The sequence below is a fragment of the Pseudomonas sp. Tri1 genome, from assembly GCF_017968885.1.
In the GTDB taxonomy this organism is placed as follows: Bacteria; Pseudomonadota; Gammaproteobacteria; order Pseudomonadales; family Pseudomonadaceae; genus Aquipseudomonas.
This window is the reverse complement of sequence record NZ_CP072913.1, coordinates 2390711-2417258: the sequence shown is the minus strand read 5'-3', so window position 1 is coordinate 2417258 and position 26548 is coordinate 2390711. Positions and strand designations below refer to the sequence as shown.

At 62.2% G+C, this 26548-nt stretch carries 20 protein-coding genes and 2 riboswitches; of the genes, 12 read left to right on the top strand and 8 right to left on the bottom strand.

Features of this window, described 5'->3' with window-relative positions:
• Window positions 1-53: 53 nt before the first annotated feature.
• From J9870_RS10745 to cobW, 4 genes are all read right to left on the bottom strand, one after another.
• Window positions 54-617 (bottom strand): VWA domain-containing protein, encoded by a 564-nt coding sequence (locus tag J9870_RS10745; RefSeq protein ID WP_210643892.1) that lies wholly within the window; start codon window positions 615-617, stop codon window positions 54-56.
• Between the two features lie 101 nt (window positions 618-718).
• On the bottom strand, window positions 719-1720 hold the full coding sequence (locus tag J9870_RS10740; protein WP_210643890.1) for an AAA family ATPase: 1002 nt from the start codon (window positions 1718-1720) through the stop codon (window positions 719-721).
• Window positions 1721-1806: 86 nt separating this feature from the next.
• Window positions 1807-5580 (bottom strand): cobaltochelatase subunit CobN, encoded by a 3774-nt coding sequence (gene cobN / locus J9870_RS10735; RefSeq protein WP_210643888.1) that lies wholly within the window; start codon window positions 5578-5580, stop codon window positions 1807-1809.
• 3 nt (window positions 5581-5583) lie between these two features.
• Window positions 5584-6648, bottom strand: a complete 1065-nt coding sequence (gene cobW / locus J9870_RS10730; RefSeq protein WP_210643887.1) for a cobalamin biosynthesis protein CobW — start codon at window positions 6646-6648, stop codon at window positions 5584-5586.
• A 96-nt stretch (window positions 6649-6744) separates the two neighbouring features.
• Window positions 6745-6959: riboswitch (cobalamin riboswitch) on the bottom strand.
• Window positions 6960-7175: 216 nt separating this feature from the next.
• Window positions 7176-7399: riboswitch (cobalamin riboswitch) on the top strand.
• A gap of 100 nt (window positions 7400-7499) precedes the next feature.
• On the opposite strand from cobW, the gene J9870_RS10725 reads away from it, so the two are divergent.
• The 4 genes from J9870_RS10725 (at window position 7500) to cobM (ending at window position 9620) form a co-directional block, all read left to right on the top strand.
• Window positions 7500-7688 (top strand): CbtB-domain containing protein, encoded by a 189-nt coding sequence (locus J9870_RS10725; RefSeq protein WP_014338677.1) that lies wholly within the window; start codon window positions 7500-7502, stop codon window positions 7686-7688.
• Window positions 7689-7699: 11 nt separating this feature from the next.
• Window positions 7700-8395 (top strand): CbtA family protein, encoded by a 696-nt coding sequence (locus J9870_RS10720; protein ID WP_210643885.1) that lies wholly within the window; start codon window positions 7700-7702, stop codon window positions 8393-8395.
• On the top strand, window positions 8392-8796 hold the full coding sequence (locus tag J9870_RS10715; RefSeq protein ID WP_210643883.1) for a cobalamin biosynthesis protein: 405 nt from the start codon (window positions 8392-8394) through the stop codon (window positions 8794-8796). The genes J9870_RS10720 and J9870_RS10715 overlap by 4 nt, the downstream gene beginning before the upstream one ends.
• Window positions 8797-8873: 77 nt before the next feature.
• Window positions 8874-9620 (top strand): precorrin-4 C(11)-methyltransferase, encoded by a 747-nt coding sequence (gene cobM / locus J9870_RS10710; RefSeq protein WP_210643881.1) that lies wholly within the window; start codon window positions 8874-8876, stop codon window positions 9618-9620.
• Window positions 9621-9821: 201 nt separating this feature from the next.
• On the opposite strand, the gene nfuA is transcribed toward cobM, so the two are convergent.
• Together nfuA and J9870_RS10700 are read right to left on the bottom strand one after the other, a co-directional pair.
• Window positions 9822-10406, bottom strand: a complete 585-nt coding sequence (gene nfuA, locus J9870_RS10705) for a Fe-S biogenesis protein NfuA (RefSeq protein ID WP_109751793.1) — start codon at window positions 10404-10406, stop codon at window positions 9822-9824.
• A gap of 116 nt (window positions 10407-10522) precedes the next feature.
• The gene (locus J9870_RS10700; protein ID WP_210643879.1) at window positions 10523-12814 is read right to left on the bottom strand and encodes a fatty acid cis/trans isomerase; all 2292 of its coding nucleotides are present in this window, start codon (window positions 12812-12814) and stop codon (window positions 10523-10525) included.
• A gap of 157 nt (window positions 12815-12971) precedes the next feature.
• Here J9870_RS10700 and metH point away from each other — a divergent pair, with 157 nt between their 5' ends.
• The gene (metH, locus tag J9870_RS10695; RefSeq protein WP_210643877.1) at window positions 12972-16682 is read left to right on the top strand and encodes a methionine synthase; all 3711 of its coding nucleotides are present in this window, start codon (window positions 12972-12974) and stop codon (window positions 16680-16682) included.
• 54 nt (window positions 16683-16736) lie between these two features.
• The gene (locus J9870_RS10690) at window positions 16737-16955 is read left to right on the top strand and encodes a DUF2970 domain-containing protein (protein WP_135844707.1); all 219 of its coding nucleotides are present in this window, start codon (window positions 16737-16739) and stop codon (window positions 16953-16955) included.
• A 54-nt stretch (window positions 16956-17009) separates the two neighbouring features.
• Here J9870_RS10690 and J9870_RS10685 read toward each other — a convergent pair whose 3' ends face one another.
• Window positions 17010-18149: an ABC transporter substrate-binding protein gene (locus J9870_RS10685; RefSeq protein ID WP_210643875.1), complete on the bottom strand. Its 1140-nt coding sequence runs from the start codon at window positions 18147-18149 to the stop codon at window positions 17010-17012.
• A 504-nt stretch (window positions 18150-18653) separates the two neighbouring features.
• Between J9870_RS10685 and J9870_RS10680 the strand changes: the two genes are divergently transcribed.
• The 3 genes from J9870_RS10680 to J9870_RS10670 all read left to right on the top strand — a co-directional run bounded on the left by J9870_RS10680 (window position 18654) and on the right by J9870_RS10670 (window position 22133).
• Window positions 18654-20312, top strand: coding sequence for a nitrite/sulfite reductase (locus tag J9870_RS10680; protein WP_210643873.1), 1659 nt, complete (start codon window positions 18654-18656; stop codon window positions 20310-20312).
• Entirely contained in the window at window positions 20296-20790 is a 495-nt protein-coding gene (locus J9870_RS10675) for a DUF934 domain-containing protein (protein ID WP_053121484.1), read from the top strand. The genes J9870_RS10680 and J9870_RS10675 overlap by 17 nt, the downstream gene beginning before the upstream one ends.
• 380 nt (window positions 20791-21170) lie before the next feature.
• Window positions 21171-22133 (top strand): transposase, encoded by a 963-nt coding sequence (locus J9870_RS10670; protein ID WP_210639263.1) that lies wholly within the window; start codon window positions 21171-21173, stop codon window positions 22131-22133.
• A gap of 94 nt (window positions 22134-22227) precedes the next feature.
• On the opposite strand, the gene sohB is transcribed toward J9870_RS10670, so the two are convergent.
• Complete coding sequence (sohB, locus tag J9870_RS10665) at window positions 22228-23259, bottom strand: protease SohB (RefSeq protein WP_210643871.1); 1032 nt, start codon at window positions 23257-23259, stop codon at window positions 22228-22230.
• A gap of 264 nt (window positions 23260-23523) precedes the next feature.
• Between sohB and J9870_RS10660 the strand changes: the two genes are divergently transcribed.
• The 3 genes from J9870_RS10660 to J9870_RS10650 all read left to right on the top strand — a co-directional run bounded on the left by J9870_RS10660 (window position 23524) and on the right by J9870_RS10650 (window position 26537).
• Entirely contained in the window at window positions 23524-24234 is a 711-nt protein-coding gene (locus J9870_RS10660; protein ID WP_210643869.1) for a histidine phosphatase family protein, read from the top strand.
• A 51-nt stretch (window positions 24235-24285) separates the two neighbouring features.
• Window positions 24286-24600, top strand: coding sequence for an SCP2 sterol-binding domain-containing protein (locus tag J9870_RS10655; protein WP_210643867.1), 315 nt, complete (start codon window positions 24286-24288; stop codon window positions 24598-24600).
• A 218-nt stretch (window positions 24601-24818) separates the two neighbouring features.
• Window positions 24819-26537 carry a hydrogenase maturation protein gene (locus J9870_RS10650; RefSeq protein ID WP_210643866.1) on the top strand — a complete coding sequence of 573 codons (1719 nt, stop codon included), beginning with the start codon at window positions 24819-24821 and terminating at the stop codon, window positions 26535-26537.
• The last annotated feature ends 11 nt before the right edge of the window (window positions 26538-26548 follow it).

The window sequence follows — 26548 nt, the reverse complement described above, 5'->3', positions numbered from 1 at the left end:
CCCATGTGGGAGCGAGCTTGCTCGCGATGAAGCCCGATAGAGCCCAGTAAATCTCAGCCAGAAAGCCCTTCATCGATATGCCGATACTCAGCCCCCAACTGCCCCGCCAACTGCCGGGCCCGACCCAGGCGAATCGGACCGCGCTCGATGTCGATCAACAGGCACGGGCAATCCATGGAGGGCAGTGCCAGCCCTTCTTTCACTCGCCCATCCGTCATCACCAATACTCGCTGTTGCTCTGCCGGAAAACGCTTGCGCCGCGCCATTAACCAGCGCCCAGCCTCGTTCAGCGCCGCCAGCAACGGCGTACCGCCACCGGCGCCCAGGCCATCGAGCCAGCTCCGCAGGCCGGCGGAGGCCCTGAGCCCTTGCACCTGCCAGTTCGGCAGCGTGCCGCTGGCCGTCAGCAGGGCCAAGCGGGCGCGCTGTCGGTAGGCGTCGTCGAACAGTTGCGCCAGCAGGCCTTTGCCATCGCTGAGGGCTCGATGTCGGCGGGTCGAGGCCGAGGCATCGACGATGACCAGCCACAATTGATGGGGCGAGCGATGGCGACCGTGAAAGCACAGGTCTTCGTACAGGCGCGGCCGGCCATTGAGCAAGGTCCCTGGCCAATTCACCGCACCACTGGCCGTCGCTTTGCTACGGCCCTGGCGGCCCTGGTCGAGTCGTCCGGCACGGGGTCTGGCATTCGCCCCCGCCGGTGAACGGGGGCGAATGCCTAGGGCTTTTTTGGCCAGCTCGGCACTTCACGTCGGGCCCCCGTGGGCAGTGCCTGGGCCGGCAAATCACCCCACTGGCCCTGGCCTTCGTTGGGCTGAGCCGTTGCATTGGCAGGCGTTTGCGGCGCCTGGGACGGTGTCGGTGCCGAATGCCCGCGTCGACGGTGACGCAAGGCAAACTCGGCGACTGCATCGATGTCTTCATCGGCAATCGCACTGGCGCCGCGCCAGGCCGCATGGGCCCGGGCAGCCCTTAGCCAGACCAGATCGGCGCGCAAGCCATCGACCCCGGCGGCAAAACAGCGTTCGGTAATCTGCGCCAGCGCCGCATCATCCAGGGCAATCGCGGCCAAGCGGTTGCGCGCCTGCTGGCAACGCTCGCGCAACTGTTGCTGGGCCACCTCCCACTCTGCACAGAACGCCGCCGGGGCACTGTCGAAATCCAAGCGGCGCCGAATGATCTGCCCGCGCTCAGCCGGAACGGTGTGACCGTCGAGAGCCACGTTCAAACCGAAACGATCAAGCAACTGCGGGCGCAACTCACCCTCTTCCGGGTTCATCGTGCCGATCAACACAAAGCGTGCCGGATGCCGGTGGGAAATGCCGTCGCGCTCGATCAGGTTGGTGCCGCTGGCGGCCACATCGAGCAACAGGTCCACCAGGTGATCGGGCAGCAGATTCACTTCATCGACATACAGCACGCCGCCGTCGGCCTTGGCCAGCACCCCCGGGGAGAACTGCGCACGCCCTTCTCCCAGGGCCGCGTCCAGGTCGAGGGTGCCGACCAGCCGCTCTTCGGTGGCACCAAGGGGCAAGGTGACGAACTGACCACTGGCCAACAGATCCGCCAGGCCCCGGGCCAACGTGGACTTGGCCATGCCCCGCGGACCTTCGATCAGCACACCGCCAATTTTCGGATCGATGGCGGCCAGGCACAGGGCGAGTTTCAAGTCATCGGCGCCGACCACGGCGGAGAGCGGGAAATGCGGGGTGTCGGTCATATCTAATTCTCAAGGGTGGTCGGTAACGTCAATGTGAACAAAGTACTTGTGGCGGGGGGTTGTGTCTCGCCTGCCGAGTAGGCAGGTCAGCCATCTTCTTCGATGTCCAACAACAAATTCTCCAGCGCCTGGCGATACTCGCCCGGCTCCTGCCACATCCCTCGCTGCTGCGCTTCGAGCATGCGCTCGGTCATGTCCCGCAGGGCATCGGGGTTGTGCTGGCGGACGAAGTCCCGGGTGTCCGGGTCGAGCAGGTAAGCATCAGCCAGCAAAGCGTACTGGTGATCGTCGATCAACCGCGTGGTGGCGTCGAAGGCGAACAGGTTGTCCACCGTCGCCGCCAGTTCGAACGCGCCTTTATAGCCGTGACGCTTGACCCCGTCGATCCACTTCGGATTCGCCGCGCGGGATCGGATGACACGGTTGAGCTCTTCCTTCAGGGTACGGATCTTCGGCAGGTCCGGCTGGCTGTGATCGCCATGGTAACTGGCCGCCGCCGCACCGCTGAGGGTCTCCACGGCTGCCAGCATGCCACCCTGGAACTGGTAGTAATCGTTGGAATCGAGCAGGTCGTGCTCGCGGTTGTCCTGGTTCTGCAACACCGCTTGCACCTGGCTCAAGCGCCGGGAGAATTGATCCCGAGCGACGCTGCCTTCATCACTGGCGCCGTAGGCGTAGCCGCCCCAGTTCAGGTACACCTCGGCCAAATCCTCGCGGCTCTGCCACAAGCGACCGTCAATCGCGCCCTGCACGCCCGCACCATAGGCACCAGGCTTGGCGCCGAAGATCCGCCAACCGGCCTGGCGGGCCGCAACCTCAGGTTCGAGACCCGAGGCCAGCAGGGCTTCGCGCTCGCTGCGCACCTTGGCCGCCAAGGGGTTCATGTCGTCCGGCTCATCGAGGGCGGCGACGGCCTGCACCGCTGCATCGAACAAGCGGATCAGGTTGGCGAAGGCGTCACGGAAAAAACCTGACACGCGCAATGTGACATCGACCCGAGGCCGGTCCAGCAGGCTCAACGGCAGAATCTCGAAGTCATCGACACGTTGGCTGCCGGTGGCCCACACCGGGCGCACGCCCATCAACGCCATGGCCTGGGCGATGTCGTCGCCACCGGTGCGCATGGTGGCAGTGCCCCACACCGACAGGCCGAGCTGACGCAGGTGATCGCCATGGTCCTGCAAATGCCGCTCAAGAATCAGGTTGGCCGATTGGAAACCGATGCGCCACGCCGTGGTGGTAGGCAGGTTGCGCACGTCCACGGAGAAGAAATTGCGCCCGGTGGGTAACACATCCAGGCGCCCTCGACTCGGCGCGCCGCTGGGCCCGGCCGGCACGAAGCGCCCGCTCAAGGCATCGAGCAGGCCGCGCATTTCCGCCGGACCGCAGGCGTCCAGGCGCGGGGCCACGACGCTGCGCAGGCTCGCGATAATACTGTTGACTACCTCCCAGCCCGGTGCATCGAGTTGCGGCACTTCACCGTTTAGCGCTTGCTCGATCAACTGTGCAGCGAACCACTCCAGGCGCTCGCGGGTATCACCGGCGGTTCGCCAAGGTTCGGCGCTGGCCAGGCGCAACGCCTCGGGGCAGTCGCCAGTCCAAGGCTCGGCCAAGGCACAATCCAGCGGATCGAAACCCAGCCCGAACGCCTTGGCCAGCGCCCGCAGCAGGCTCGACTGCGCGCCCTTGCCGTCGCCACGGGGAATGCGCAACAACGCCAGCAAGGTGTCGATGCGCAGGCGTCCACTGGGCGACTCGCCAAAAATGTGCAGGCCGTCGCGAATCTGCGACTCCTTCAAATCGCACAGATAGGTGTCCAGGCGCGGCAGCCAGATCGCTGCGTCGGCATCGCTGTCGAGCGCGGCATCGAGTTGCAGCTCACGGTCGATGTGCGTCTCACGCACCAGGTTCAGGATGTCCCGTTGCAGTTCCCGGGCGCGGCGCGGATCGAGCAACTGCGCCTCGTAGTATTCGTCCGCCAACAACTCGAGGTTACGCAGCGGCCCGTAGGTTTCGGCGCGGGTCAGCGGTGGCATCAAGTGGTCGATGATCACTGCCTGGGTCCGACGCTTGGCCTGGGCGCCCTCACCCGGGTCGTTGACGATGAATGGATAGATGTTCGGCAGCGGCCCCAGCAATGCATCGGGCCAGCAACTCTCCGAGAGCCCGACGCCCTTGCCCGGCAGCCATTCGAGGTTGCCGTGCTTGCCGACGTGAATCACCCCGTGGACGCCGTAGGTATGGCGCAACCAGAAATAAAACGCCAGGTAACCGTGCGGCGGCACCAGGTCCGGGTCGTGGTAGACCGCACTCGGATCGACTTGATAACCACGGGCCGGCTGGATACCGACGAAGGTCATGCCCAGGCGCAGGCCGGCGACCATCAAGCGACCGTCACGATACATCGGGTCCTTGTCCGGTGCCCCCCAGCGCGCAAGCACCGCTTGGCGATTGGCCTCCGGCAATGCGTCGAACATGGCCTGATAAGCGTCGAGGGCCAGGCTTTGGTGACAGGGGCGCAAGTCGAGGCTGTCCAGGTCGTTGCTGACCCCGCCGAGCAATTGCTGGATCAACGCAGTGCCGTTGGCCGGCAGTTCGCCCGGCAGCGGATAACCCTCGGCCTGCATGGCCCGCAGGATGTTCAGCGCCGCCGCCGGGGTGTCCAGGCCGACACCGTTGCCGATTCGCCCGTCCCGGGTCGGGTAGTTGGCAAGGATCAGCGCCACGCGCTTTTCGGCGTTGGGCAGGCGCGCCAGGGTGGTCCAGCGCCGGGCCAGTTCGGCGACAAAATCCATGCGCTCGGGCACCGCCCGGTAGCAGACCACATCGCTCTGGCTGCGCTCGCTGCGCCAAGCCAGGTCCTTGAAACTGATGGGGCGGCTGATGATCCGCCCATCCAGTTCTGGCAAGGCAATGTGCATCGCCAGGTCCCGCGGCCCCAGGCCCTGCTCGCTGGCGCGCCAGCCAGGTTCGTTGTCCTGGGCGCAGATCGCCTGGATCACCGGGATGTTGCGGCGAAACGGCCGCAGATGCGGCGCTTCGGGGCTGGATTGGGCGAAGCCGGTGGTATTGAGGATCACCGCGGCTTCGACCTCATCCAACCAATCTTCAACCAATGCCAGGCAACCGGGCTCCTTGAGGCTGGCCACGGCAATCGGCAGTGGATTGAGCCCCGCCACTTGCAGGCGCTGGCAGAACACGTCGATGAACGCGGTGTTTGCCGCTTGCAGGTGGGAGCGATAGAACAGCACCGCCGCCACCGGTCGATCGGCCTGCCAGTCGGCTTGCCAATCGCCGAGGGCGGCGCTGGTTTTTTTCGGATGGTAGATCGCCGTGCGCGGCAGGATTTGCGGTTCCCCCCACGGATAATCGCGACCGAACCATTGGCTGCCCAGGTTATGAAACAGGTCCAGGGCATTGCCCAGCCCGCCCTGGCGCAAGAACTGCCAGAGCCGGTCGCGGTCCTCGAAAGGCACGTTGCTCAGGTCGCTGAGTTCCGGGTCCGGACGATCGTCGCCCGGCACCAGGATCAGCTTCACCCCGCGCCCGGCCAGCTCCATCAGACGCTCGATGCCGTAGCGCCAATAGCCGATGCCACCGTGCAGCGACAACAGGATGACTTTGGCGTGGCGCAGCACGTCTTCGAAATACAGGTCCACCGACGCGTGGTTCTGCACCTGCATCGGGTTGGCAAGGCGAAACTGCGGGTAGTCGTCCGGCAACTGCCTGGCCGCTTCGGCCAGCAGCGCCAGGCTGGAATCGCCGCTGCACAGGATCACCAGCTCGGCGGGGGTTTGCCCCAGGTCGGCAATGTTGTCGTCCGATACAAAGCCACCGGGCTGGGTCCTGAGCAGGTGCATGGCTTAGACGCTGAGGGCGGCGCGCAACTGCGCTTCAAGCAGCCCGGCATCGAGTGCCTGGCCAATCAGCACCAAACGGGTGACCCGTGCTTCATCGGCGCCCCACTGGCGGTCGAAATGCTTGTCGAACCGCGTGCCAACGCCTTGGATCAGCAGGCGCATCGGCTTGTTCGGGATCGCCGCGAAACCCTTGACCCGCAGTACGCTGTGCTGGACCACCAATTGCGTCAGTGCGTCCAGCAGCAGGCTTTCGTCGGCCTGGGGCAATTCGATGGAAATGGAGTCGAAGGCGTCATGATCATGGTCGTCTTCGTCGCCGTCATGGTGATGATCGTGATGGCTGTGGCGGCTGTCGATGTGTTCTTCGGAACCAGCGCCCAGGCCAATCAGCACGTCCAATGGCAAGCGACCGCTGCTGGCTTCGATGACTTTGACCGCCGGTGGCAACTCTTCGGCCACTTCCAGGCGGACTTTGGCCAGGTCTTCAGGGCTGATCAGGTCGGCTTTGTTGAGGATCACCAGGTCGGCGCTGGCCAGCTGGTCGGCGAACAGTTCGTGCAGCGGCGATTCATGGTCCAGGTTCGGGTCGAGCTTGCGCTGCGCGTCGACCTGGTCGGGAAACGCGGCGAAGGTGCCGGCGGCCACGGCCGGGCTGTCGACCACGGTGATCACCGCATCGACAGTGCAGGCGCTGCGGATTTCCGGCCATTGGAAAGCCTGGACCAGCGGCTTGGGCAGGGCCAGGCCGGAGGTTTCGATGAGGATATGGTCGAGGTCGCCGCGCCGGGCCACCAGCTCGCGCATCACCGGGAAGAACTCTTCCTGCACCGTGCAGCACAGGCAACCGTTGGCCAGTTCGTAGACGCGGCCGTTGGCTTCTTCTTCGGTGCAACCGATGGAGCACTGCTTGAGGATCTCGCCGTCGATGCCCAACTCGCCGAACTCGTTGACGATCACCGCGATACGGCGGCCCTGGGCGTTGTCGAGCATGTGCCGCAGCAAGGTGGTTTTACCCGAGCCGAGGAAACCGGTGACGATGGTGACGGGAAGTTTGGCCAGTGTTTTCATCCGATGCCCCTTGGCAAAGTGGCGGGCAAACGGGACGACAACCGCAGGCAAGGCGTGCGCGGAAGATTTCGCCACCGGATCACCCCGCCCGGTTGTAGTGAGAATCTGTGTCGAGGCAGGTCTCCTGGCTGACGGCGGGCCAGTCATTGACTGGCGATTGCTGCGCCTTCCCGTGCGCCCGATGGAACAGGGCATGCACAGTGGCCTTGCAGAAACAGCACCGTTCACAGTTGCGGGGGCAGCCGCGGCTTGGACCGCGTTCCCTTCTTAGCTTCGGCGCATGCCGAAGAACCTCGAAGGCGCAAGGCTACGCAGGGTGTGGGGGCGGGTCAATGTCCGCAGGTAAGTTCTGTGGTGGCCTTACCACCGTCATCGCGAGCAAGCTCGCTCCCACATGGGTTGCTGGCGTACATAGAAATAACGATCACCTCAAGTTCCCTGTGGGAGCGAGCTTGCTCGCGATTGGGCGCGACTCGGTGCCAGCCTGAACCCCCTGCCAATTGACGCCCCGCCCCCGCCCATGCTCTCCTGTGCGCCTAGTTACGGGTGCCCTTCACAGGGTGAAACGGGAAACCGGTGAATCGTGTGCTTTACTTCAAAGCCACGTCAGTCCGGTGCTGCCCCCGCAACGGTAAGCGAGCGAAGCGTCTGAACCACTGTGTCTGTCGACATGGGAAGGTGACGCTTGCAGGCCAGGCACAAGCCCGGCCCCTCGCAAGCCCGGAGACCGGCCCATGACTCATGCATCAACAAACCCGCGGTGGGCGGGCGCTGTTCGAACCTTGGCGGGTTTTCGCCCGGGGTTTCATTGCGCTCGAATAACCCACTGAACAAGAACAGAGGGAAGCGCCATGTCGACCATCAGCAGCACCGCCCGCACCGCCAGCAGCACCACCACCTTGAGCCAACGCCTGAGCGCCGCGATCCTGGCCTCGATCCTGGGTGCCGGCCTGGTCTATTTCGCCGGTTTCTCCCACATCGAAGCGGTGCACAACGCCGCCCACGACACCCGCCACAGCGCCGCCTTCCCGTGCCATTGAGACCTGACAACATGATCAAGCGTATCGCGCAGACCGCTGGTTTCAGCGGCTTGCTGGCCGCCCTGCTGCTGACGCTCCTGCAAAGCTTCTGGGTGTCGCCGCTGATTCTTCAAGCCGAAACCTTTGAAAAAGCCCCGGCGGCTGAGGTCCATGAACACGCCGACGGCGTGGCCCATACCCACGATGCCGAAGCCTGGGAGCCGGAAGACGGCTGGCAGCGCGTACTGTCTACCACAGGCGGCAACCTGGTGGTGGCGGTGGGTTTCGCCCTGATGCTGGCGGGTCTGTATACCTTGCGCGCACCGACTCGCACTTCCCAGGGCCTGCTTTGGGGCCTGGCCGGTTATGCCACCTTCGTCCTGGCGCCGACCCTCGGTCTGCCACCGGAGCTGCCCGGCACCGCCGCGGCCGATCTGGCCCAGCGGCAGATGTGGTGGATCGGCACCGCAGCGTCCACAGCGGTGGGCATCGCCCTGATCGCCTTCGGCAAACACTGGCTGCTCAAGTTGCTGGGGGTGGCGACGTTGCTGGTGCCCCATGTCATCGGCGCACCGCAGCCGGAAGTCCACTCGATGCTGGCGCCCGAAGCACTGGAAAGCCAATTCAAGATCGCCTCGCAAGTAACCAACGTCGCGTTCTGGCTGGCCCTCGGCCTGATCAGCGCCTGGCTGTTTCGCCGTGACGGTCAAGCCCAGCACGACGCATGAGCCGCGAGCCGATCCTGGTGGTCGGCCTTGGCTGCCAGCGCGGCTGCCCGGCCAGCACGTTACGGGCATTGCTCGATCAGGCGTTGCTGGCCCACGGTGTTGCGCTTGATCAGGTGCGAGCCCTGGCCAGTATCGACCTCAAGCGTGACGAACCGGGCCTGCTGGAACTGGCCGAACAACTGGCGCTGCCGATGACTTGCTTCAGCGCCGAGCAGTTGGCCGATTATCGGGAGCGGCTCAGTCACCGCTCCGAGATCGCTTTCGAGCGGACCGGGTGCTACGGCATCGCCGAAAGCGCCGCCCTGGCTCTGGCCGACCAACTGGGCACGACGCCCGCGATGCTGCTGATTCCCCGTCAAAAAGGCCCCATGAGCACGCTGGCATTGGCGCGCACGTCGTAAATCCCGATAATCCGCGCCCAGGATCATGAGCGATCTTCATCTGGACGACGCTCACCCATCTTTCACAGGAGCCGGTCATGACCGTTTACTTCATCGGCGCCGGCCCCGGCGACCCGGAACTCATCACCGTCAAGGGCCAACGGCTGATCCGCAGCTGCGCGGTGATTATCTACGCCGGCTCCCTGGTACCGGCCGCCGTGCTGGAAGGCCATCATGCCGAACAAGTGGTCAACAGCGCCGAGCTGCACCTGGAACAAATCATTGAGTTGATCAAGGCTGCTCATCTCAACGGCCAGGACGTGGCCCGGGTGCATTCCGGTGACCCGAGCCTGTACGGCGCCATTGGTGAGCAGATTCGTTGCCTGCGGGAATTGGGCATCCCTTTCGAGATCATCCCGGGTGTGACCGCGACCTCAGCCTGCGCCGCCTTACTAGGCGCAGAACTGACCCTGCCGGACATCTCCCAGAGCGTGATCCTCACCCGTTACGCGGACAAAACCGCGATGCCCGCTGGTGAGGAACTGAGCAGCCTGGCGCAACACGGGGCGACCATGGCGATTCACCTGGGGGTCAATCATCTGGAAAAAATCGTCGGCGAACTGCTGCCCCACTACGGCGTCGATTGCCCGATCGCAGTGATTCATCGGGCGACATGGCCGGATCAGGATTGGGCGGTGGGGACGCTGGCTGATATCGTCGAGAAGGTGCAGGCCAAGGGCTTTCGCCGCACGGCGCTGATTCTGGTGGGACGTGTACTGGGTAACGATGTGTTCAGCGAATCGTCGCTGTACCGCGCCGGGCATGCACATCTCTATAGGCCCTGACTCATTCAGCAAGAGCCAACCGGGATCCCCTGTGGGGGCGAGCTTGCTCGCGATAGCGGTGGATCAGCCAGCAGCGATGTTGAATGTGCCGACGCCTTCGCGAGCAAGCTCGCTCCCACAGGGATTGGCGGCGGTCGGATCTGCGCCCATAAAAAAACGGTGCTCACGGGCACCGTTTTTTATATCCGCAGCGAACACCTATCAGTAGTAGGCGTTTTCTTTCTGCGTGTGGTCGGTCACGTCGCGCACGCCCTTGAGTTCCGGAATGCGCTCGAGCAAGGTGCGTTCGATACCTTCCTTCAGGGTCACGTCAGCCTGGCCGCAGCCCTGGCAGCCGCCGCCGAACTGGAGCACGGCGATGCCGTCTTCCACCACGTCGATCAGCGAAACCTGGCCGCCGTGGCTGGCCAGCCCCGGGTTGATTTCGGTTTGCAGGTAGTAATTGATGCGCTCGTTGACCGGGCTGTCGGCATTGACCATCGGCACCTTGGCGTTCGGCGCCTTGATGGTCAACTGGCCGCCCATACGGTCGGTGGCGTAATCGACCACCGCATCGTCCAGGAACGCTTCGCTGAACGAGTCGATGTAGGCGGTGAAGCTCTTGAGCCCCAACGCAGTGTCTTCGGCTTTCTCTTCCCCCGGCTTGCAGTAGGCAATGCAAGTTTCAGCGTACTGGGTGCCGGGCTGGGTGATGAAGATGCGGATCCCGATACCCGGGGTGTTCTGCTTGGAGAGCAGGTCAGCCAGGTAATCGTGGGCGGCATCGGTAATCGTAATAGCGGTCATGGGAACTCCTCGCAGGCTTGCCGGCAGTTTACGCCAATCAACGCGCCGGACAAAGTCCCAGTATTTTTGTCAGGAAAGCAGCCAACGGCGACGGGTTCCGTCGCCGGGGCTCCCGATCAGAGGTTCTGGTAGCGATTCATATCCAGCACACCGGCCTCCAGAGGCTCCGTTTCCTGGATATAACGGTCCAGATCATGGAAGTAGTCCCAGAACTGCGGGTGGCTGCGACGAATCCCCCAACGCTCGACGATCCGCTCGAACGCCGCGGCGTCCTGGGCGTTCTCCATGGCATCGACAAACGCCGGCACCTGGCCGGCGGGGATGTTGAAGATGAAGTTCGGGTAGCTGCTCATCACCCCCGGATACACCGTCAACGTATCCAGCCCCGGCTGGTAACGCAGCGCTTCACCCAACAGAAACGCGACGTTGCTGTGGGCACGGTTGCGCAACAGGCTGTAGACCTCACGCCGACCGCCGGCGGTTTCGATGCGCAGCATGGTCGCTTCCGGCAACTGGTCGATCACCCTGAGCCCCGCCGCCGGCCGCGACACCAGGCGACTGAGGGCCTGCTCGGCGTTCTGCAGGGCCGGGTCGATGTTCGGCCGCGAGCAATAGGCACCGGCGCAACGATTGATCGGATCAGGCCGCGCATTCAGATCGCCATAGCGGGCCAGCAATTGCTCGGCAAAATCACGCTTGGGGTCACGTTCATCCAGCTTGAGCGCGGTCGGCTTGTCGTCGTCGATGGCCTCATAATCGAGCCACATCTTGAACTTGCCACCGGACTGGTACCAGTCGTCGAGATAGTCCTCGCGGGAATCGGCCGGCATCAGGCGCAGGAAATTCTGCTCCGCGCCGTTGCGGATCAGGTCGAAGTACAGCCGGGTCTGGGCCTGGTGGGACACGTTGCCGAACACATCGAAGTTCACCGCCAACTGATAGTAGGTGCGTTCCAACAACGGGAAGTCGAACAGCCACATCGTCTGCGGTACTTCGCCGATCAGGCCTTTGTTGACCGAAGCACTGTCGAAGTGGCGGAAAATGCTCAGCAACGCGTTGTCATTCCCGGCCCACAGCGTCGACCAGCTCGGCGCTGGCGCATCGGCGTAGACGTCGCGACGCAAGGCTTCGTACTCGTTGCGCTTGTCACGATAGTCGAGCCACAGGCTGACGACACTGCCCACGTCGTCGTTCTGCCCCGGCATCGCCAGCAGCGGCGTGGCCTGGCCGCGGTAGTTCGGGTCGGTGATGTACAGGTCATGCTCGGGGGCCTGGAACAGCGCCCAGAAGTTGTCGCGGATCACGTCCGTGGCGATCTGACCGCGGCACACCGGGCCACGGATGAACGTGCGCACGAAATACTCGGCGTTATCGAGCATGAACTGATAGCGGGCCTGGGCCGGGATCGCCTCGAAGGTGGAAAACGGGTTGGCTCGCCGCTCCGGCCCATAGCCCGGCAACGCGGTGACTTGCCATTTACCGCTGTAGAACAGGCTTTTGATCCGCGCCATCTTCGCCGCGCTCAAGCCATAGGTGATATGGGTCTTGTGCACGATCACCCCTTGCACCGGCCAGAGCCGGTAATACACACGGGTGCCGGGATCGTCGTTCGGGCGACGGGTGTTGATCAGGTCGATCGGCTGACCGGTGGGCGTGCGCGAACGCACCCATTGGAAGAAATGCCCCGGCTCGCCATCCTTGAAATAGATGTGCGCCAGAAACCAGTGCTCGAACAACCAGCGGCCCACCAGGCTTTCCCGGGCACCGGGGGCGTTGAGCAGACTCTCCCACTGCACCACCTGCAAAGCTTCAGCGGCACTCGGGGCCAGGGCCTGCTGATCGATGGGCGCGCCAGCAGCCAGCCAGCGCTGCAAGGTCTGGTATTGCTGGTCAGTCAGGCCGGTAACGGCCAGGGGCATGCCTTCCTTGGGATGCGCAGCAGCATATTCGTCGAATTGCCCAGGCATCGGGCAACTGTTATCCCGGTTGAGCCCGAGCACGATGTCTTCCGGCAGCTTGGCGTTGGGCTGCAGCGGCGTGCGATGCCCCAGTTCAAGCATCCGCGCCATCAGTGCGGCCTGGCTACCCTGGGCATCGAGCACGGAATAGAAACCCTTGCGCTGCCAGGCCTGCGGGCCAGAAGCGTCATAGAACAAGCGGGTCGGGGCAGCAGCCTGGTGGCGTTCGCCGTCGTATACCGACAACTTGCTCGCGCCTCGGGTCGCGCCCTCAGCACTGCCCAGGTTCAACTGGCAGGCGGAGTCGTAGCAGGCATGACAGGCCACGCACTTTTCCGTGAAGATCGGCTGGATGTCGCGGGTGTAGGAGATCGCCGGAATGGGATTCCCGGCGGCTGCGCTAAAAGACAACGACAGCAACAGACTGCCGAATAAGACGCGGTACGGCATGTCTCGGGTCCCTAAGAGATAGTCCGGCGATTCTACCGGGCCAGCATCGCCTTGCAAACATGAGCGATATTCATGCAAAAGCCACCCACGCTCAAATCCCACACAGGTTTGTTATCATTCCGGCCTTCGTAATGGTCTTTTTTCCCCAGGTAGTCCTATGTCCGATCGCAGCGCTCGCCTCTATCTTCTCCAGCAAGCTCTCAAGGAACGCATCCTGATCCTTGACGGTGGCATGGGCACGATGATCCAGAGCTACAAGCTCGAGGAGCAGGACTACCGGGGCAAGCGTTTCGCCGACTGGCCGAGCGACGTCAAGGGCAACAACGACTTGCTGGTCTTGAGCCGTCCCGACGTGATCGGCGCCATCGAAAAAGCCTACCTGGATGCCGGCGCCGACATCCTGGAAACCAACACCTTCAACGCCACCCAAGTGTCCCAGGCCGACTACGGCATGCAGGGCCTGGCCTACGAGCTGAACCTGGAAGGCGCGCGCCTGGCCCGTAAAGTGGCCGACGCCAAGACCCTGGAGACCCCGGACAAGCCGCGCTTCGTCGCCGGCGTGCTCGGCCCGACCAGCCGCACCTGCTCACTGTCGCCGGACGTGAACAACCCCGGTTACCGCAATGTGACCTTCGACGAACTGGTGGAGAACTACACCGAGGCCACCAAGGGCCTGATCGAAGGCGGTGCCGACCTGATCCTGATCGAAACCATTTTCGACACACTGAACGCCAAGGCGGCGATTTTCGCCGTGCAAGGGGTCTACGAAGAGCTGGGCGTCGAACTGCCGATCATGATCTCCGGCACCATCACCGATGCGTCCGGCCGTACCCTGTCCGGGCAGACCACCGAAGCCTTCTGGAACTCCGTGGCCCACGCCAAGCCAATCTCCGTGGGCTTGAACTGCGCCCTGGGCGCCAGCGAATTGCGCCCGTACCTGGAAGAGCTGTCGAACAAGGCCAGCACCCACGTCTCGGCCCACCCGAACGCCGGCCTGCCCAACGAGTTCGGTGAATACGACGAATTGCCCGCCCAGACCGCCAAAGTCATCGAGGAGTTCGCCCAGAGCGGCTTCCTGAACATCGTCGGCGGCTGCTGCGGCACCACCCCGGCGCACATCGAAGCCATCGCCAAGGCCGTGGCCGGCTACGCACCGCGGCAGATTCCAGAGATCCCCCGGGCGTGCCGCCTGTCGGGCCTGGAACCGTTCACCATCGATCGCAGCTCGTTGTTCGTCAACGTCGGCGAGCGGACCAACATCACCGGTTCCGCCAAGTTCGCCCGGCTGATTCGCGAGGACAACTACACCGAAGCCCTGGAAGTGGCCCTGCAACAGGTCGAGGCCGGCGCGCAGGTGATCGACATCAACATGGACGAGGGCATGCTCGATTCGAAGAAGGCCATGGTGACCTTCCTCAATCTGATCGCCGGCGAACCGGACATCTCCCGCGTGCCGATCATGATCGACTCGTCGAAATGGGAAGTGATCGAAGCCGGCCTCAAGTGCATCCAGGGCAAGGGCATCGTCAACTCCATCAGCATGAAGGAAGGCGTCGAGCAATTCATCCACCACGCCAAACTGTGCAAGCGCTACGGTGCCGCCGTGGTGGTGATGGCCTTCGATGAAGCCGGCCAGGCCGACACCGAGGCGCGCAAGAAGGAAATCTGCAAGCGCTCCTACGACATCCTGGTCAATGAAGTCGGCTTCCCACCGGAAGACATCATCTTCGACCCGAACATCTTCGCCGTCGCCACCGGTATCGAAGAGCACAACAACTATGCCGTGGACTTCATCAACGCCTGCGCCTACATCCGCGACGAACTGCCGTACGCGCTGACTTCCGGCGGCGTGTCCAACGTGTCGTTCTCGTTCCGCGGCAACAACCCGGTGCGCGAAGCGATCCACTCGGTGTTCCTGCTCTATGCGATCCGCGCGGGCCTGACCATGGGCATCGTCAACGCCGGCCAACTGGAGATCTACGACCAGATCCCGGTGGAGCTGCGCGATGCCGTGGAGGACGTGATCCTCAACCGCACCCCCGAAGGCACCGACGCCCTCCTCGCCATCGCCGACAAGTACAAGGGCGACGGCAGCGTCAAGGAAGCGGAAACCGAGGAATGGCGCGGTTGGGAAGTGAACAAGCGCCTGGAACATGCACTGGTCAAGGGCATCACCACGCACATCGTCGAAGACACCGAAGAGTCGCGCCAGTCCTTCGCCCGTCCGATCGAGGTCATCGAAGGCCCGCTGATGGCCGGCATGAACATCGTCGGCGACCTGTTCGGCGCCGGCAAAATGTTCCTGCCCCAGGTGGTGAAATCCGCCCGGGTGATGAAACAGGCCGTGGCCCACCTGATTCCGTTCATCGAGGCGGAGAAAGGCGACAAGCCAGAGGCCAAAGGCAAGATCCTCATGGCCACGGTCAAGGGCGACGTCCATGACATCGGCAAGAATATCGTCGGCGTGGTGCTCGGTTGCAACGGCTATGACATTGTCGACCTGGGCGTGATGGTCCCGGCGGAGAAGATCCTGCAGGTGGCCAAGGAGCAGAAGTGCGACATCATCGGCCTGTCCGGCCTGATCACCCCATCCCTGGATGAGATGGTACATGTGGCGCGCGAGATGCAGCGCCAGGACTTCCACCTGCCACTGATGATCGGCGGCGCGACGACCTCCAAGGCCCACACGGCGGTGAAGATCGAGCCCAAATACAGCAACGACGCGGTGATCTACGTCACCGACGCCTCCCGCGCCGTGGGCGTGGCCACGCAGTTGCTGTCCAAGGAACTCAAGCCGGCGTTCGTCGAGAAGACCCGCCTGGAATACATGGACGTGCGCGAACGCACCGCCAACCGCAGTGCCCGCACCGAGCGCCTGAGCTACCCCGCCGCCGTGGCCAAGAAGCCGCAGTTCGACTGGAGCAGCTACCAGCCGGTCAAGCCGACCTTTACCGGCGCCAAGGTGCTGGACAACATTGACCTCAACGTCCTGGCCGAATACATCGACTGGACGCCGTTCTTTATTTCCTGGGACCTGGCCGGCAAGTTCCCGCGCATCCTCACCGACGAAGTGGTCGGCGAAGCGGCCACCGCGCTGTACGCCGATGCCCGGGCGATGTTGCGCAAGCTGATCGACGAGAAACTCATCAGCGCCCGCGCCGTGTTTGGCTTCTGGCCGGCCAACCAGGTGCATGACGACGACCTGGAAGTCTACGGCGACGACGGCAAGCCGCTGGCCCGCCTGCATCACCTGCGCCAGCAGATCATCAAGACCGACGGCAAGCCGAACTTCTCCCTGGCCGACTTCGTTGCCCCCAAAGACAGCGGCGTGACCGACTACGTCGGCGGTTTCATCACCACCGCCGGCATCGGTGCCGAAGAAGTCGCCAAGGCTTACCAAGAGGCTGGCGACGACTACAACTCGATCATGGTCAAGGCTCTGGCCGACCGCCTGGCCGAAGCCTGCGCCGAGTGGCTACACCAGCAGGTACGCAAAGAGTATTGGGGCTACGCCCAGGACGAGAGCCTGGATAACGACGCCTTGATCAAGGAGCAATACACCGGCATCCGCCCTGCCCCCGGCTACCCGGCCTGCCCGGACCATACCGAGAAAGCCACCCTGTTCCGCCTGCTCGACCCCGAAGCCAGCGAACTGAAGGCCGGACGCAGCGGCGTATTCCTGACCGAACACTACGCCATGTTCCCGGCGGCGGCGGTCAGCGGTTGGTACTTCGCCCATCCCCAGGCGCAGTACTTTGCCGTGGGCAAGATCGACAAGGATCAGGTCCAGAGCTACACCGCCCGCAAGGGCCAGGACCTGAGCGTGACGGAGCGCTGGCTGTCGCCGAACCTGGGATACGACAGCTAAGTTGGGCGCGATTGACTATGCTCTCCACACATGACCTTGTGTATGGAGAGCATCATGGACGAACCAACCGAAAATAAGGCGCCAACCCTCTGGCAAATGCTGCACAGCGTGGGGGCGGCGGCCTTTGGCGTGCAAAGCGGAAAAAACCGCGCCCGGGACTTTACCCACGGCAAGCCGAGTCACTTCGTGATCCTCGGCATCCTGTTTACGGTGATTTTCGGGTTGACGTTGTATGGGATCGTTAATTTGGTGTTGTACTTTGCGGGTGTGTGAACACTCAGTACCCACAGATCATTATGGACAGCTTGCCTGCAATCCGGACTGAGGCTAGCGACGCCCCAGCCCATCGAGCGAGAAGGCATAACGCTCGCCATCCGGGTGGGACACCAGGCTGAAGCGCTTGAAGCCCAAGCGATAGTCTTTGGCGGGATCCATTTTCAACCAGGCGCGAGCCTGGGCCGGGTCGAGCGACTGCATCAGATCGAGCTGCTGGTTGTAGCCGCCATGACGCGCGAGGTCGACGCCCTGGGCGTGGTCATGCAGCATGACCATGGCCCAGCCGCCCAGGCTGAAATGCCCAGTGAACAGAACGCTCAAGCGCCCGTCGATACGTGCCTCAAGCGCCGGCCTGGAGCTGTTCATTGCACTGAACAATACATCCTTGCCTGGCTGGCGCCCTGCTTCCTCGAACGCTCGTATGGCACCCAGGGCCATTTCATCATTGGCGGACCATACCAGCGCGGTCTGCGGATAGCGTTTGACCAATTGGCTCGCCTGCTCATAAGCCCGTTCACGATTCCATTCGCCATAGACCAACTGGCGCAGACGCACTTGCGGATACTCGGCCAGTGCCCGAAGCAGGCCTTTCTCACGCAGCTGCGCCGAAGGGGTGAGTTTTTTCCCGGAAAATGCCAGCAAATCAAGGGTCTGCCCAGGAGCCAGCGGCCCGTGTTGACGCAACAGTTCCTTGAGCATCAGGTAGCCACTGCGCTCATCGTTGGGCACCAGGCTACCGAGCAGCTCGGAAGGCAGGGCACCGTTCTCGGTCAGCAGGTGACTCTGATCGCTGGTCAACGTGTTGTTCACCAGGAATAGCTTGACCCCACTGCCCTGCGCCAATTGCAGGATTCGCGGGGCGACATACTGCTCATTGACCAACACCAGATAGTCCGGACGATCAGTCGCCGTAACCGCCTCGCGCGCCAGGCGGATCATGAGCTGGGGATCGCGCTCGGCATACTCCACACGCAGCCGCAGGCCCAGCTCGCTTGCCGCCGCTTGCATGAACTCGGTATAGCTGACCCAGAAAGGCTCTGTGGAATACCCCGGGTTGAGAAATACCACCGAAGGAGCAGCCGACCTGGCAGCCAAAGCGCCGGTCGAAGAGGAAACCGTATGAGCGGCCTGGGCCTGTGCCCAGAATGACAGGCATAACCACGCCAGTAGCCTGCAGATAAACTTCGACATCCCGCCCGCCCCAAATAATACGCCACCCAGTATAACGACCCGGGTGGCGAACGGGCACATGAACTCGAGAGCTTCATGTGGCCTGCGGCGGCTCGACTTTATTGATGACTGACCCAGAACACTGCGGTGCCCACCACCAGAATAATCAGGAACAAAATGGCCCAGGCATCAACAGTACTGTCGCTTTTCCTTGCTTTGGTCGGATTGCTCATTGCATCGCCTCTTGTCGGTTTTGTAGGTGATTGCATCGGGACTCGACCACAGTTAAGACGATGATTGCCCGCACGACAAATGTGGGTTAGGCAATAATCAATCTCATTAGTCGTTTTGGTTCTTTACATATACTCAAACATCACTTTTGCGCATAACTCAAAACAGGTATCTTGCACCGGCTCCTCTAGGAGTGCGCGGCCGTGCGCGCAGAATTGCCGAGGCAGAATCCGATTTCAGCGAGCCAACACGCAGCTGTTTCTGAGTCGGCCCAAGCCTGAGAACGAGACTTATATGTACGTATATGACGAGTACGATCAGCGGATCATCGAGGACCGCGTAAAGCAGTTCCGTGATCAGACCCGACGCTATCTGGCAGGCGAGCTGAGCGAAGAAGAATTCCGCCCTCTGCGCTTGCAGAATGGCCTGTATATCCAGCGCTTCGCCCCGATGCTGCGCGTGGCCGTGCCTTATGGCCAACTGACTTCGCGCCAGGTGCGCAAGCTGGCCCAGATTGCCCGCGACTATGACAAGGGCTATGCCCACATCAGTACCCGGCAGAACGTCCAGTACAACTGGCCGGCCCTGGAAGATGTGCCTGAGATCCTGGCTGAACTGGCCACCGTGCAGATGCACGCGATCCAGACCAGCGGCAACTGCCTGCGCAACGTCACCACCGATCAATTTGCCGGGGTCGCGGCCGATGAGCTGATCGACCCACGACCATGGTGCGAGATCGTCCGCCAGTGGACCACTTTCCACCCGGAATTCGCCTACCTGCCGCGCAAGTTCAAGATCGCCATCAATGGCTCGACCTCGGACCGTGCTGCCATCGAAGTCCATGACATCGGCCTGGAGACGGTCTACAACGCCGCCGGCGAGCTGGGCTTCCGTGTGCTGGTGGGTGGCGGCCTCGGCCGTACGCCGGTGGTCGGCGCGTTCATCAATGAGTTCTTGCCCTGGCAGGACCTGCTGAGTTACCTCGACGCCATCCTGCGGGTGTACAACCGCTATGGCCGTCGTGACAACAAGTACAAGGCGCGGATCAAGATCCTGGTCAAGGCCCTTACACCTGAAGTGTTCGCCGAGAAGGTCGAGGCCGAAATGGCTCACCTGCGCGGCGGCCAGACCACCCTGACCGAAGCCGAAGTCCATCGTGTGGCCAAGCACTTCGTCGACCCTGCCTACAAGGCCCTGAGCAATCAGGACGCCGAACTGGCGGCGCTCGACAAAGAGCATCCAGGCTTCGCCCGCTGGCGCACCCGCAATACCCTGGCCCACAAGAAGCCAGGCTATGTCGCAGTGACCCTGTCCCTGAAGCCGACCGGCGTCGCCCCGGGCGACATCACCGACAAGCAACTGGATGCCGTGGCCGACTTGGCCGAGCGCTACAGTTTCGGTCAGCTGCGCACTTCCCACGAACAGAACATCATCCTGGCGGACGTTGAACAGAGCCAGTTGTTCACCTTGTGGGGCGAATTGCGCGAACAAGGTTTCGCCACCCCGAACATCGGCCTGTTGACCGACATGATCTGCTGCCCAGGCGGCGATTTCTGCTCCCTGGCCAACGCCAAGTCGATCCCTATCGCCGAATCGATCCAGCGTCGTTTCGACGACCTGGACTACTTGTTCGACATCGGCGAGCTGGACCTGAACATTTCCGGTTGCATGAACGCCTGTGGTCACCACCACGTTGGCCACATCGGCATCCTGGGCGTGGACAAGAAAGGCGAAGAGTTCTACCAGGTCTCCCTGGGCGGCAGCGGTAGCCGTGACGCCAGCCTGGGCAAGATCCTCGGCCCGTCCTTTGCCCAGGACGACATGCCTGACGTGATCGAGAAGCTGATCGACGTGTACATCGAACAACGTACCGAAGACGAGCGCTTCATCGACACTTATCAACGTATTGGCATCGACCTCTTCAAGGAACGCGTCTATGCAGCGAATCATTAAGAACAACGAGGTCATCGACGAAACCTGGCACCTGTTGCCCAAGGACGCGACCTTCGATGGCATCTCCAACTGCGACGACCTGATCGTGCCCCTGGCCTTGTGGCGCGACCATGCTCACGCGCTCAAGGCCCGCGACGGTGGCCTGGGTGTGTGGCTGGACGCCGACGAAGAAGCGGAAGAGATTGGTGATGACGCCAACCAGTTGCAGGTCATAGCCCTGAACTTCCCGGCCTTTACCGACGGGCGCAGCTATTCCAACGCTCGCCTGTTGCGTGATCGCTACGGTTTCAAGGGTGAATTGCGGGCAATTGGCGATGTGCTGCGCGACCAGCTGTTCTACATGCGCCGCTGTGGTTTCGACGCCTTTGCCTTGCGGGCCGACAAAGACCCCTATGAAGCCCTCGAAAGCCTCAAGGACTTTTCGGTGACTTACCAGGCTGCCACCGACGAGCCGCTGCCGCTGTTTCGTCGTCGCTGACACCTGAGACATGAAAAAAGCCCTGATCCGGGTGTTCCGGTTCAGGGCTTTTTTATTGGGGCATGAATTATGTCGAAATCCCGCAACCACTTCGAAACCAATGTGGGAGCGAGCTTGCTCGCGATGGGGGCAGCTGGCATCAATGTGGATGTGGCGCCGTCATCGCGAGCAAGCTCGCTTGTATGTTTAGACTTGAAGGGGTGGGCGGGACTAAAAGCTCGATTCCGACTCTAGCCAGTACGGACCGTGGGAGACTTCTCGTTCCGCCCTTTCTACCTAAAGCGCCGATAAGGAATTCATCGGTAAAACCGACGATAGAGGCAAGCCAGCGCAAAGGTAGACCCCGACAAGCACCTAAACCCTAGCTCCGAGGATTCGTCATGACAATCCTTAACTCACCAACGGTTATTGGTATCGATGTAGCGAAGGCCGAAATCGTCGTTTACCGCGAAGACCTGAAAATCACTCAAGCCATCGCCAACAATCGCGAAGCTCTTGGCCGGTGGCTCAAAACGCTACCAGCCCAAAGCTCGATTGCGCTGGAAGCCACCAGTTTTTATCACCTGGACACAGCTGAGCTGGCCCATGGAATGGGGTTTCATGTTTACGTTGTGGATCCTTATCGGGTGGCCCATTACCGTGAAAGTATTGGGCTGCGGGCTAAAACTGATCCTTGTGATGCGCGTTTGCTGGCTCGTTATCTAACGAACGAGCAAGCAAGGCTGCGTATCTGGAGCCCACCTCCAGAAGCCTACAAAGTGTTAAAAAACCTGCTTAGAAAACGTGCGGCACTCATCAAGGCCCGTGTCAGTATCGTGCTGAGTTTTTCGAACGAACCGTGCCTAAAGGACATCTTGGCCCGGCAGTTGGAGGTCTTCAAAGAGTCCGATCAGGCCATTCAGAAGCTAATGCGTGAGGCCAGCCAAGCGGTAGGGATCACTGAAAACATCAACCGCTGCAAAGCCATTGAAGGGATTGGTGAACTGACGGCCATTGGCTTGGCGACCGCATTCATGCGCGGTCACTTTGTCAGTGGCGATGCATTCATTGCTTTCTTGGGGATGGATTTGCGTCCAAAAGACTCAGGGAAGAAGCACAGTCCTCGTCACTTGAGCAAAAAAGGGGACGGGGAGCTACGACGCCTGGCGCACAACGCCGCGATGGCGGCCTGTCGGTCTCCTGCCTGGAAACCTTACTATGAGGCCTTCTTGGCACGAGGCCTGGCCAGAACTCAGGCCTTGGTTATCCTTGCCCGCAAGTTGTGTCGGGTAGCATTCGCCCTGATGAAAAATCAGAGCGAATACCAACCAAATTCACGGTTGCAGGGTTCCCCTGCAACATAGAATCTCCCACAGGGGATCTCCGGTGGTCACAAAATCCATGTACATGTCCAATTCCCTTGTGGGAGCAGGCTCGCTCCCACAGAGGGATTAGCCGTTACCAGAACCGCTGCTGGGTCAGGCGGCTCCACCAACTCAGCAAGACGCGGTCCACCGAACCACTGGCCGCCATGCCGATGCGTTCCTGCAGGCTTTTGCGTTCGGCGTAGTGCAGGTGATACAGCTCGGCGCCTTTGGCTCGTTCGGCAAGGTATTCGTCGCTGGTTTTCAGTTCGTCCACCAGCCCCTTGCCCAGTGCCGCGACACCTAGCCAGACTTCACCGGTCGCCACTTCATCGATGGCCAGTTGCGGACGGTAACTGGAGACGAAGTTCTTGAACAACTCATGGGTGATATCCAGGTCTTCCTGGAATTTCTCCCGGCCCTTCTCGGTGTTTTCGCCAAATACCGTCAAGGTGCGTTTGTATTCACCCGCCGTCAGCACTTCGAAATCGATGTCGTGCTTCTTCAGCAGGCGATTGACGTTGGGCAACTGTGCGACGACGCCGATGGAGCCAAGAATGGCGAACGGTGCGCTGATGATCTTCTCGCCAATGCACGCCATCATGTAGCCGCCGCTGGCCGCGACCTTGTCGATGCATACAGTCAACGGCACGCCGGCCTGGCGGATCCGTGCCAGTTGCGACGAAGCCAGGCCGTAGCTATGGACCATACCGCCGCCGCTTTCCAGGCGCAGCACCACTTCATCCTTCGGCGTCGCCAGGGTCAGCAGGGCAGTGATTTCATGACGCAGGCTTTCGGTGGCCGAAGCCTTGATGTCGCCGTCGAAATCCAGCACGAACACTCGCGGCTTGGTCGCCGGCTTGCCCTTCTGCTTCTTCTCGGCCTTTTCAGCCTTGCCTTCTGTCTTGCGCAGGGCCTTGAGCTGGTCCTTGTCCAGCAGTGTCTGCTCCAGGCGCTCGCGCAGGCCTTTATAGAAATCGTTGAGTTTGCTCACCTGCAACTGGCCGGCCGCCTTGCGCCGCCCCTTGCTGCGCAGCGCAGCAAAACTGGCCAGCACCACCAGAATGGCGATCACCAGCGTCACGGTCTTGGCCAGAAAACTGGCGTATTCGATGAAGAACTCCACAATGGCTCCTAGTCAATTCAAAAACGCCGCGCAAACGCCGGCACTTAACGCTCCCAGCATACCCATGCGCCTGCCTCGCGGCCAGCCATGAAACCTGCGGTTACCTTGGCGCGCCTTGCAATGCCCACAGCACACTCGGCGGCGGCAAACGCCCTCGCCACAGGCTGTAACGGGCATTTCAAACAAGCGTATGTTTTTTCATTGACAGCTCACCGCCTTCCTCATAACCTCGCCAAACCTTCAACGTACCGGGATGACGCGGACGTGGGCAGCATCTATCTGATTCGACATGGCCAGGCCTCCTTTGGTGCGGACGACTACGATGTCCTTTCGCCCAATGGGGTGCGCCAGGCGCAAGTGCTCGGCAGCCACCTGGCGGAGCTCGGTGTCGTGTTCGATCGCTGCCTCTCGGGCGACCTGCGTCGCCAACAGGATACCGCCACCGGCGCGCTAGGCCAGATGTCCGCTGCCGGGCTGCCGGTCCCCGGGCTGGAAATCGACTCTGCGTTCAACGAGTTCGATGCCGATGCGGTGATCCGCGCCCTGCTGCCAGACATGCTCCCCCAGGAACCCGAAGCCCTGGAGATCCTGCGCAACGCCGCGCAGAACCGCGCCGAGTTCCAACGCATCTTCGCACTGATCGTCGAGCGCTGGCTCAGCGGCCAGTACGACCCACCCGGGCTGGAAAGCTGGCTGGGTTTTGTCGAGCGGGTCCAGGCCGGCCTGCAGCGCATCCTGGAACAAGCCGACAACACCCAGAAAATCGCCGTGTTCACCTCCGGCGGCACCATCACCGCCCTGCTCCACCTGATCACCCGAATACCGGCCCGACAGGCCTTCGAACTGAACTGGCAAATCGTCAACACCTCGCTCAACCACCTGAAATTCAGGGGCCGCGAGGTGGCCCTGGCTTCCTTCAACAGTCATGCCCACCTGCAACTGCTGAAGGCCCCGGACCTCATCACCTTTCGCTGAGTCCGGATTACTGTAGACCCTTGCTGTATCACCCAAATAAGGATCGAAACCATGACCTCCGTAGCCGACGCCGTACAAGCCATGAAAGCCAAGTTCAACCCAGACGCCGCTGCCGGCCTGGACCTGGTATTCGGTTTCCGCATCGACGATACCAAGAACTTCTCGCTGATCGTCAAGGACAAGACCTGCGAACTGCTGGAAGGTGAAAACCCGGACGCACAGGTGACCCTGGTGATGGACGGCGAGACCCTGCAAGGCATCGTCGACGGCAGCACCGACGGCATGCAAGCGTTCATGGGCGGCAAGCTGCGCGCCGAAGGTGACATGATGCTGGCCATGAAACTGTCCGAGCTGTTCCCTGGCTGAGACAGCGCTCGCGCTCTTCGCCAGCCTTCTGGCTGCAAACGAATCCCGCCCCCGTGGCGGGATTCATGTTTCTGCCCTCCAGGGATTTCGCCCTGCACACACAACCTTGACCCTCGTCAGTAGCCGCTTGCCCCACAACCGCTAACTTAGCGCCTCCATCAAAGCCAGGGACGGCTCATCGGGAGCCTGCGCCCGCTCATCTCAAGGAAGAGACTTTCATGCCCGCACTGAAGATCATTCTGCTATCGACCGCGTTCAATGGCCTGACCCAACGCGCCTGGCTGGACCTGCGCGAGGCCGGTTATCGCCCCAGCGTGGTGTTGTTCACCGACCCAGCCACGGTCTGCCGGCAAATCGAAGAGAGCAGCGCCGACCTGGTGATCTGCCCATTTCTCAAGGACCGCGTGCCTGAGCAACTGTGGCGCAATCCTCGGCGTCCGGTGGTGATCATCCATCCGGGGATCGTCGGCGATCGCGGGGCCAGTGCCCTGGACTGGGCCATCACTCGACAACCCGAGCGCTGGGGCGTCACGGCGTTGCAGGCGGTGGAGGAAATGGACGCCGGCCCCGTGTGGGCCACCTGCGAGTTCAACCTGCCCGAAGGCCTGCGCAAATCGGAGCTGTATAACGGCCCGGTCAGCGACGCGGCCATCCGCTGCATTCGCGAAGTGGTGGAAAAATTCCATGCCGGCTTCGTCCCGGTGCCGCTGGATTACAGCCGTCATGAGGTGATCGGGCGCCTGCAACCGAACATGACCCAGGACGATCGCACCTTCAGCTGGCACGACAGCACGAGTTTCATCAAGCGCTGCATCGACGCCGCCGACGGCCAGCCCGGTGTGCTCGCAAGCCTGGCCGGTGGCCAGTTTTACCTGTACGACGCCCATCCAGATGTACGCCGCGGCCTGCCCGGCGAATTGCTGGCCGTGCGTGACGATGCGGTGTTAGTCGCGACCGGTGATGCAAGCCTGTGGATCGGCGCCCTGCGCCACAAGCCGCAATCCGGCGAACAGACCTTCAAGCAACCGGCACGCCATGTGCTCTCACAGCGACTCAACGGAGTGCCGGTGCTCGACAGCTCCCTGGGCCGGCATCCGTTCAGCGATGAGGCCTATCAGCCCATTCGCTACCGCGAATGCGGCCATGTGGGGGAACTGACGTTCGAATTCTATAACGGCGCGATGAGCACCGAGCAATGCCAGCGTCTGGTGCAGGCGCTGCGCTGGGCCAAGTCCCGGGATACCCAGGTGCTGTTGATCCGTGGTGGACGCGGCAGCTTTTCCAACGGCGTGCACCTGAACGTGATCCAGGCCGCCGCCGATCCCGGCCTGGAAGCCTGGGCCAACATCCAAGCCATCGATGACGTCTGTCTTGAGTTGTTCAGCGCCCGGCAACTAGTGGTCAGTGGCCTGACGGGCAACGCCGGGGCTGGCGGGGTCATGCTGGCCCTGGCGGCCGATATCGTGCTGGCGCGCAGTGACATCGTGCTCAACCCCCATTACGCAACCATGGGCCTGTATGGCTCCGAGTACTGGACCTACAGCCTGCCCCGGGCGGTCGGCCCGGACCAGGCGTGGAAACTCACCCAAGACTGCCTGCCCATCAGCGCCCTGCAGGCGTTGCGCTACGGCATGGTCCAGGAGATCGGGCCACGTTGTCCTGACGAGTTCGGCCTATGGCTGTTGCAACGGGCCAACAGCGCGCTGCTCGATCCAGCCTATGAAGCCCTTCGGGTTCGCAAGGCCGAACGCAGCCTGCCGGCGATCCAGGCGTGTCGCGACGGCGAACTGGCGCAGATGCGCCGCGATATGGTGGACAATCGCCATGGCTTCGCCCAGAAGTGCCGCAGTTTCGTGCTCAAGCACAAGGCCTGCCGCACACCCGAGCGCCTGATCGCCCCTTGGGCGCGAGTGACTGAGGCGCAAGCCATTCCATGATTCCCGGTATC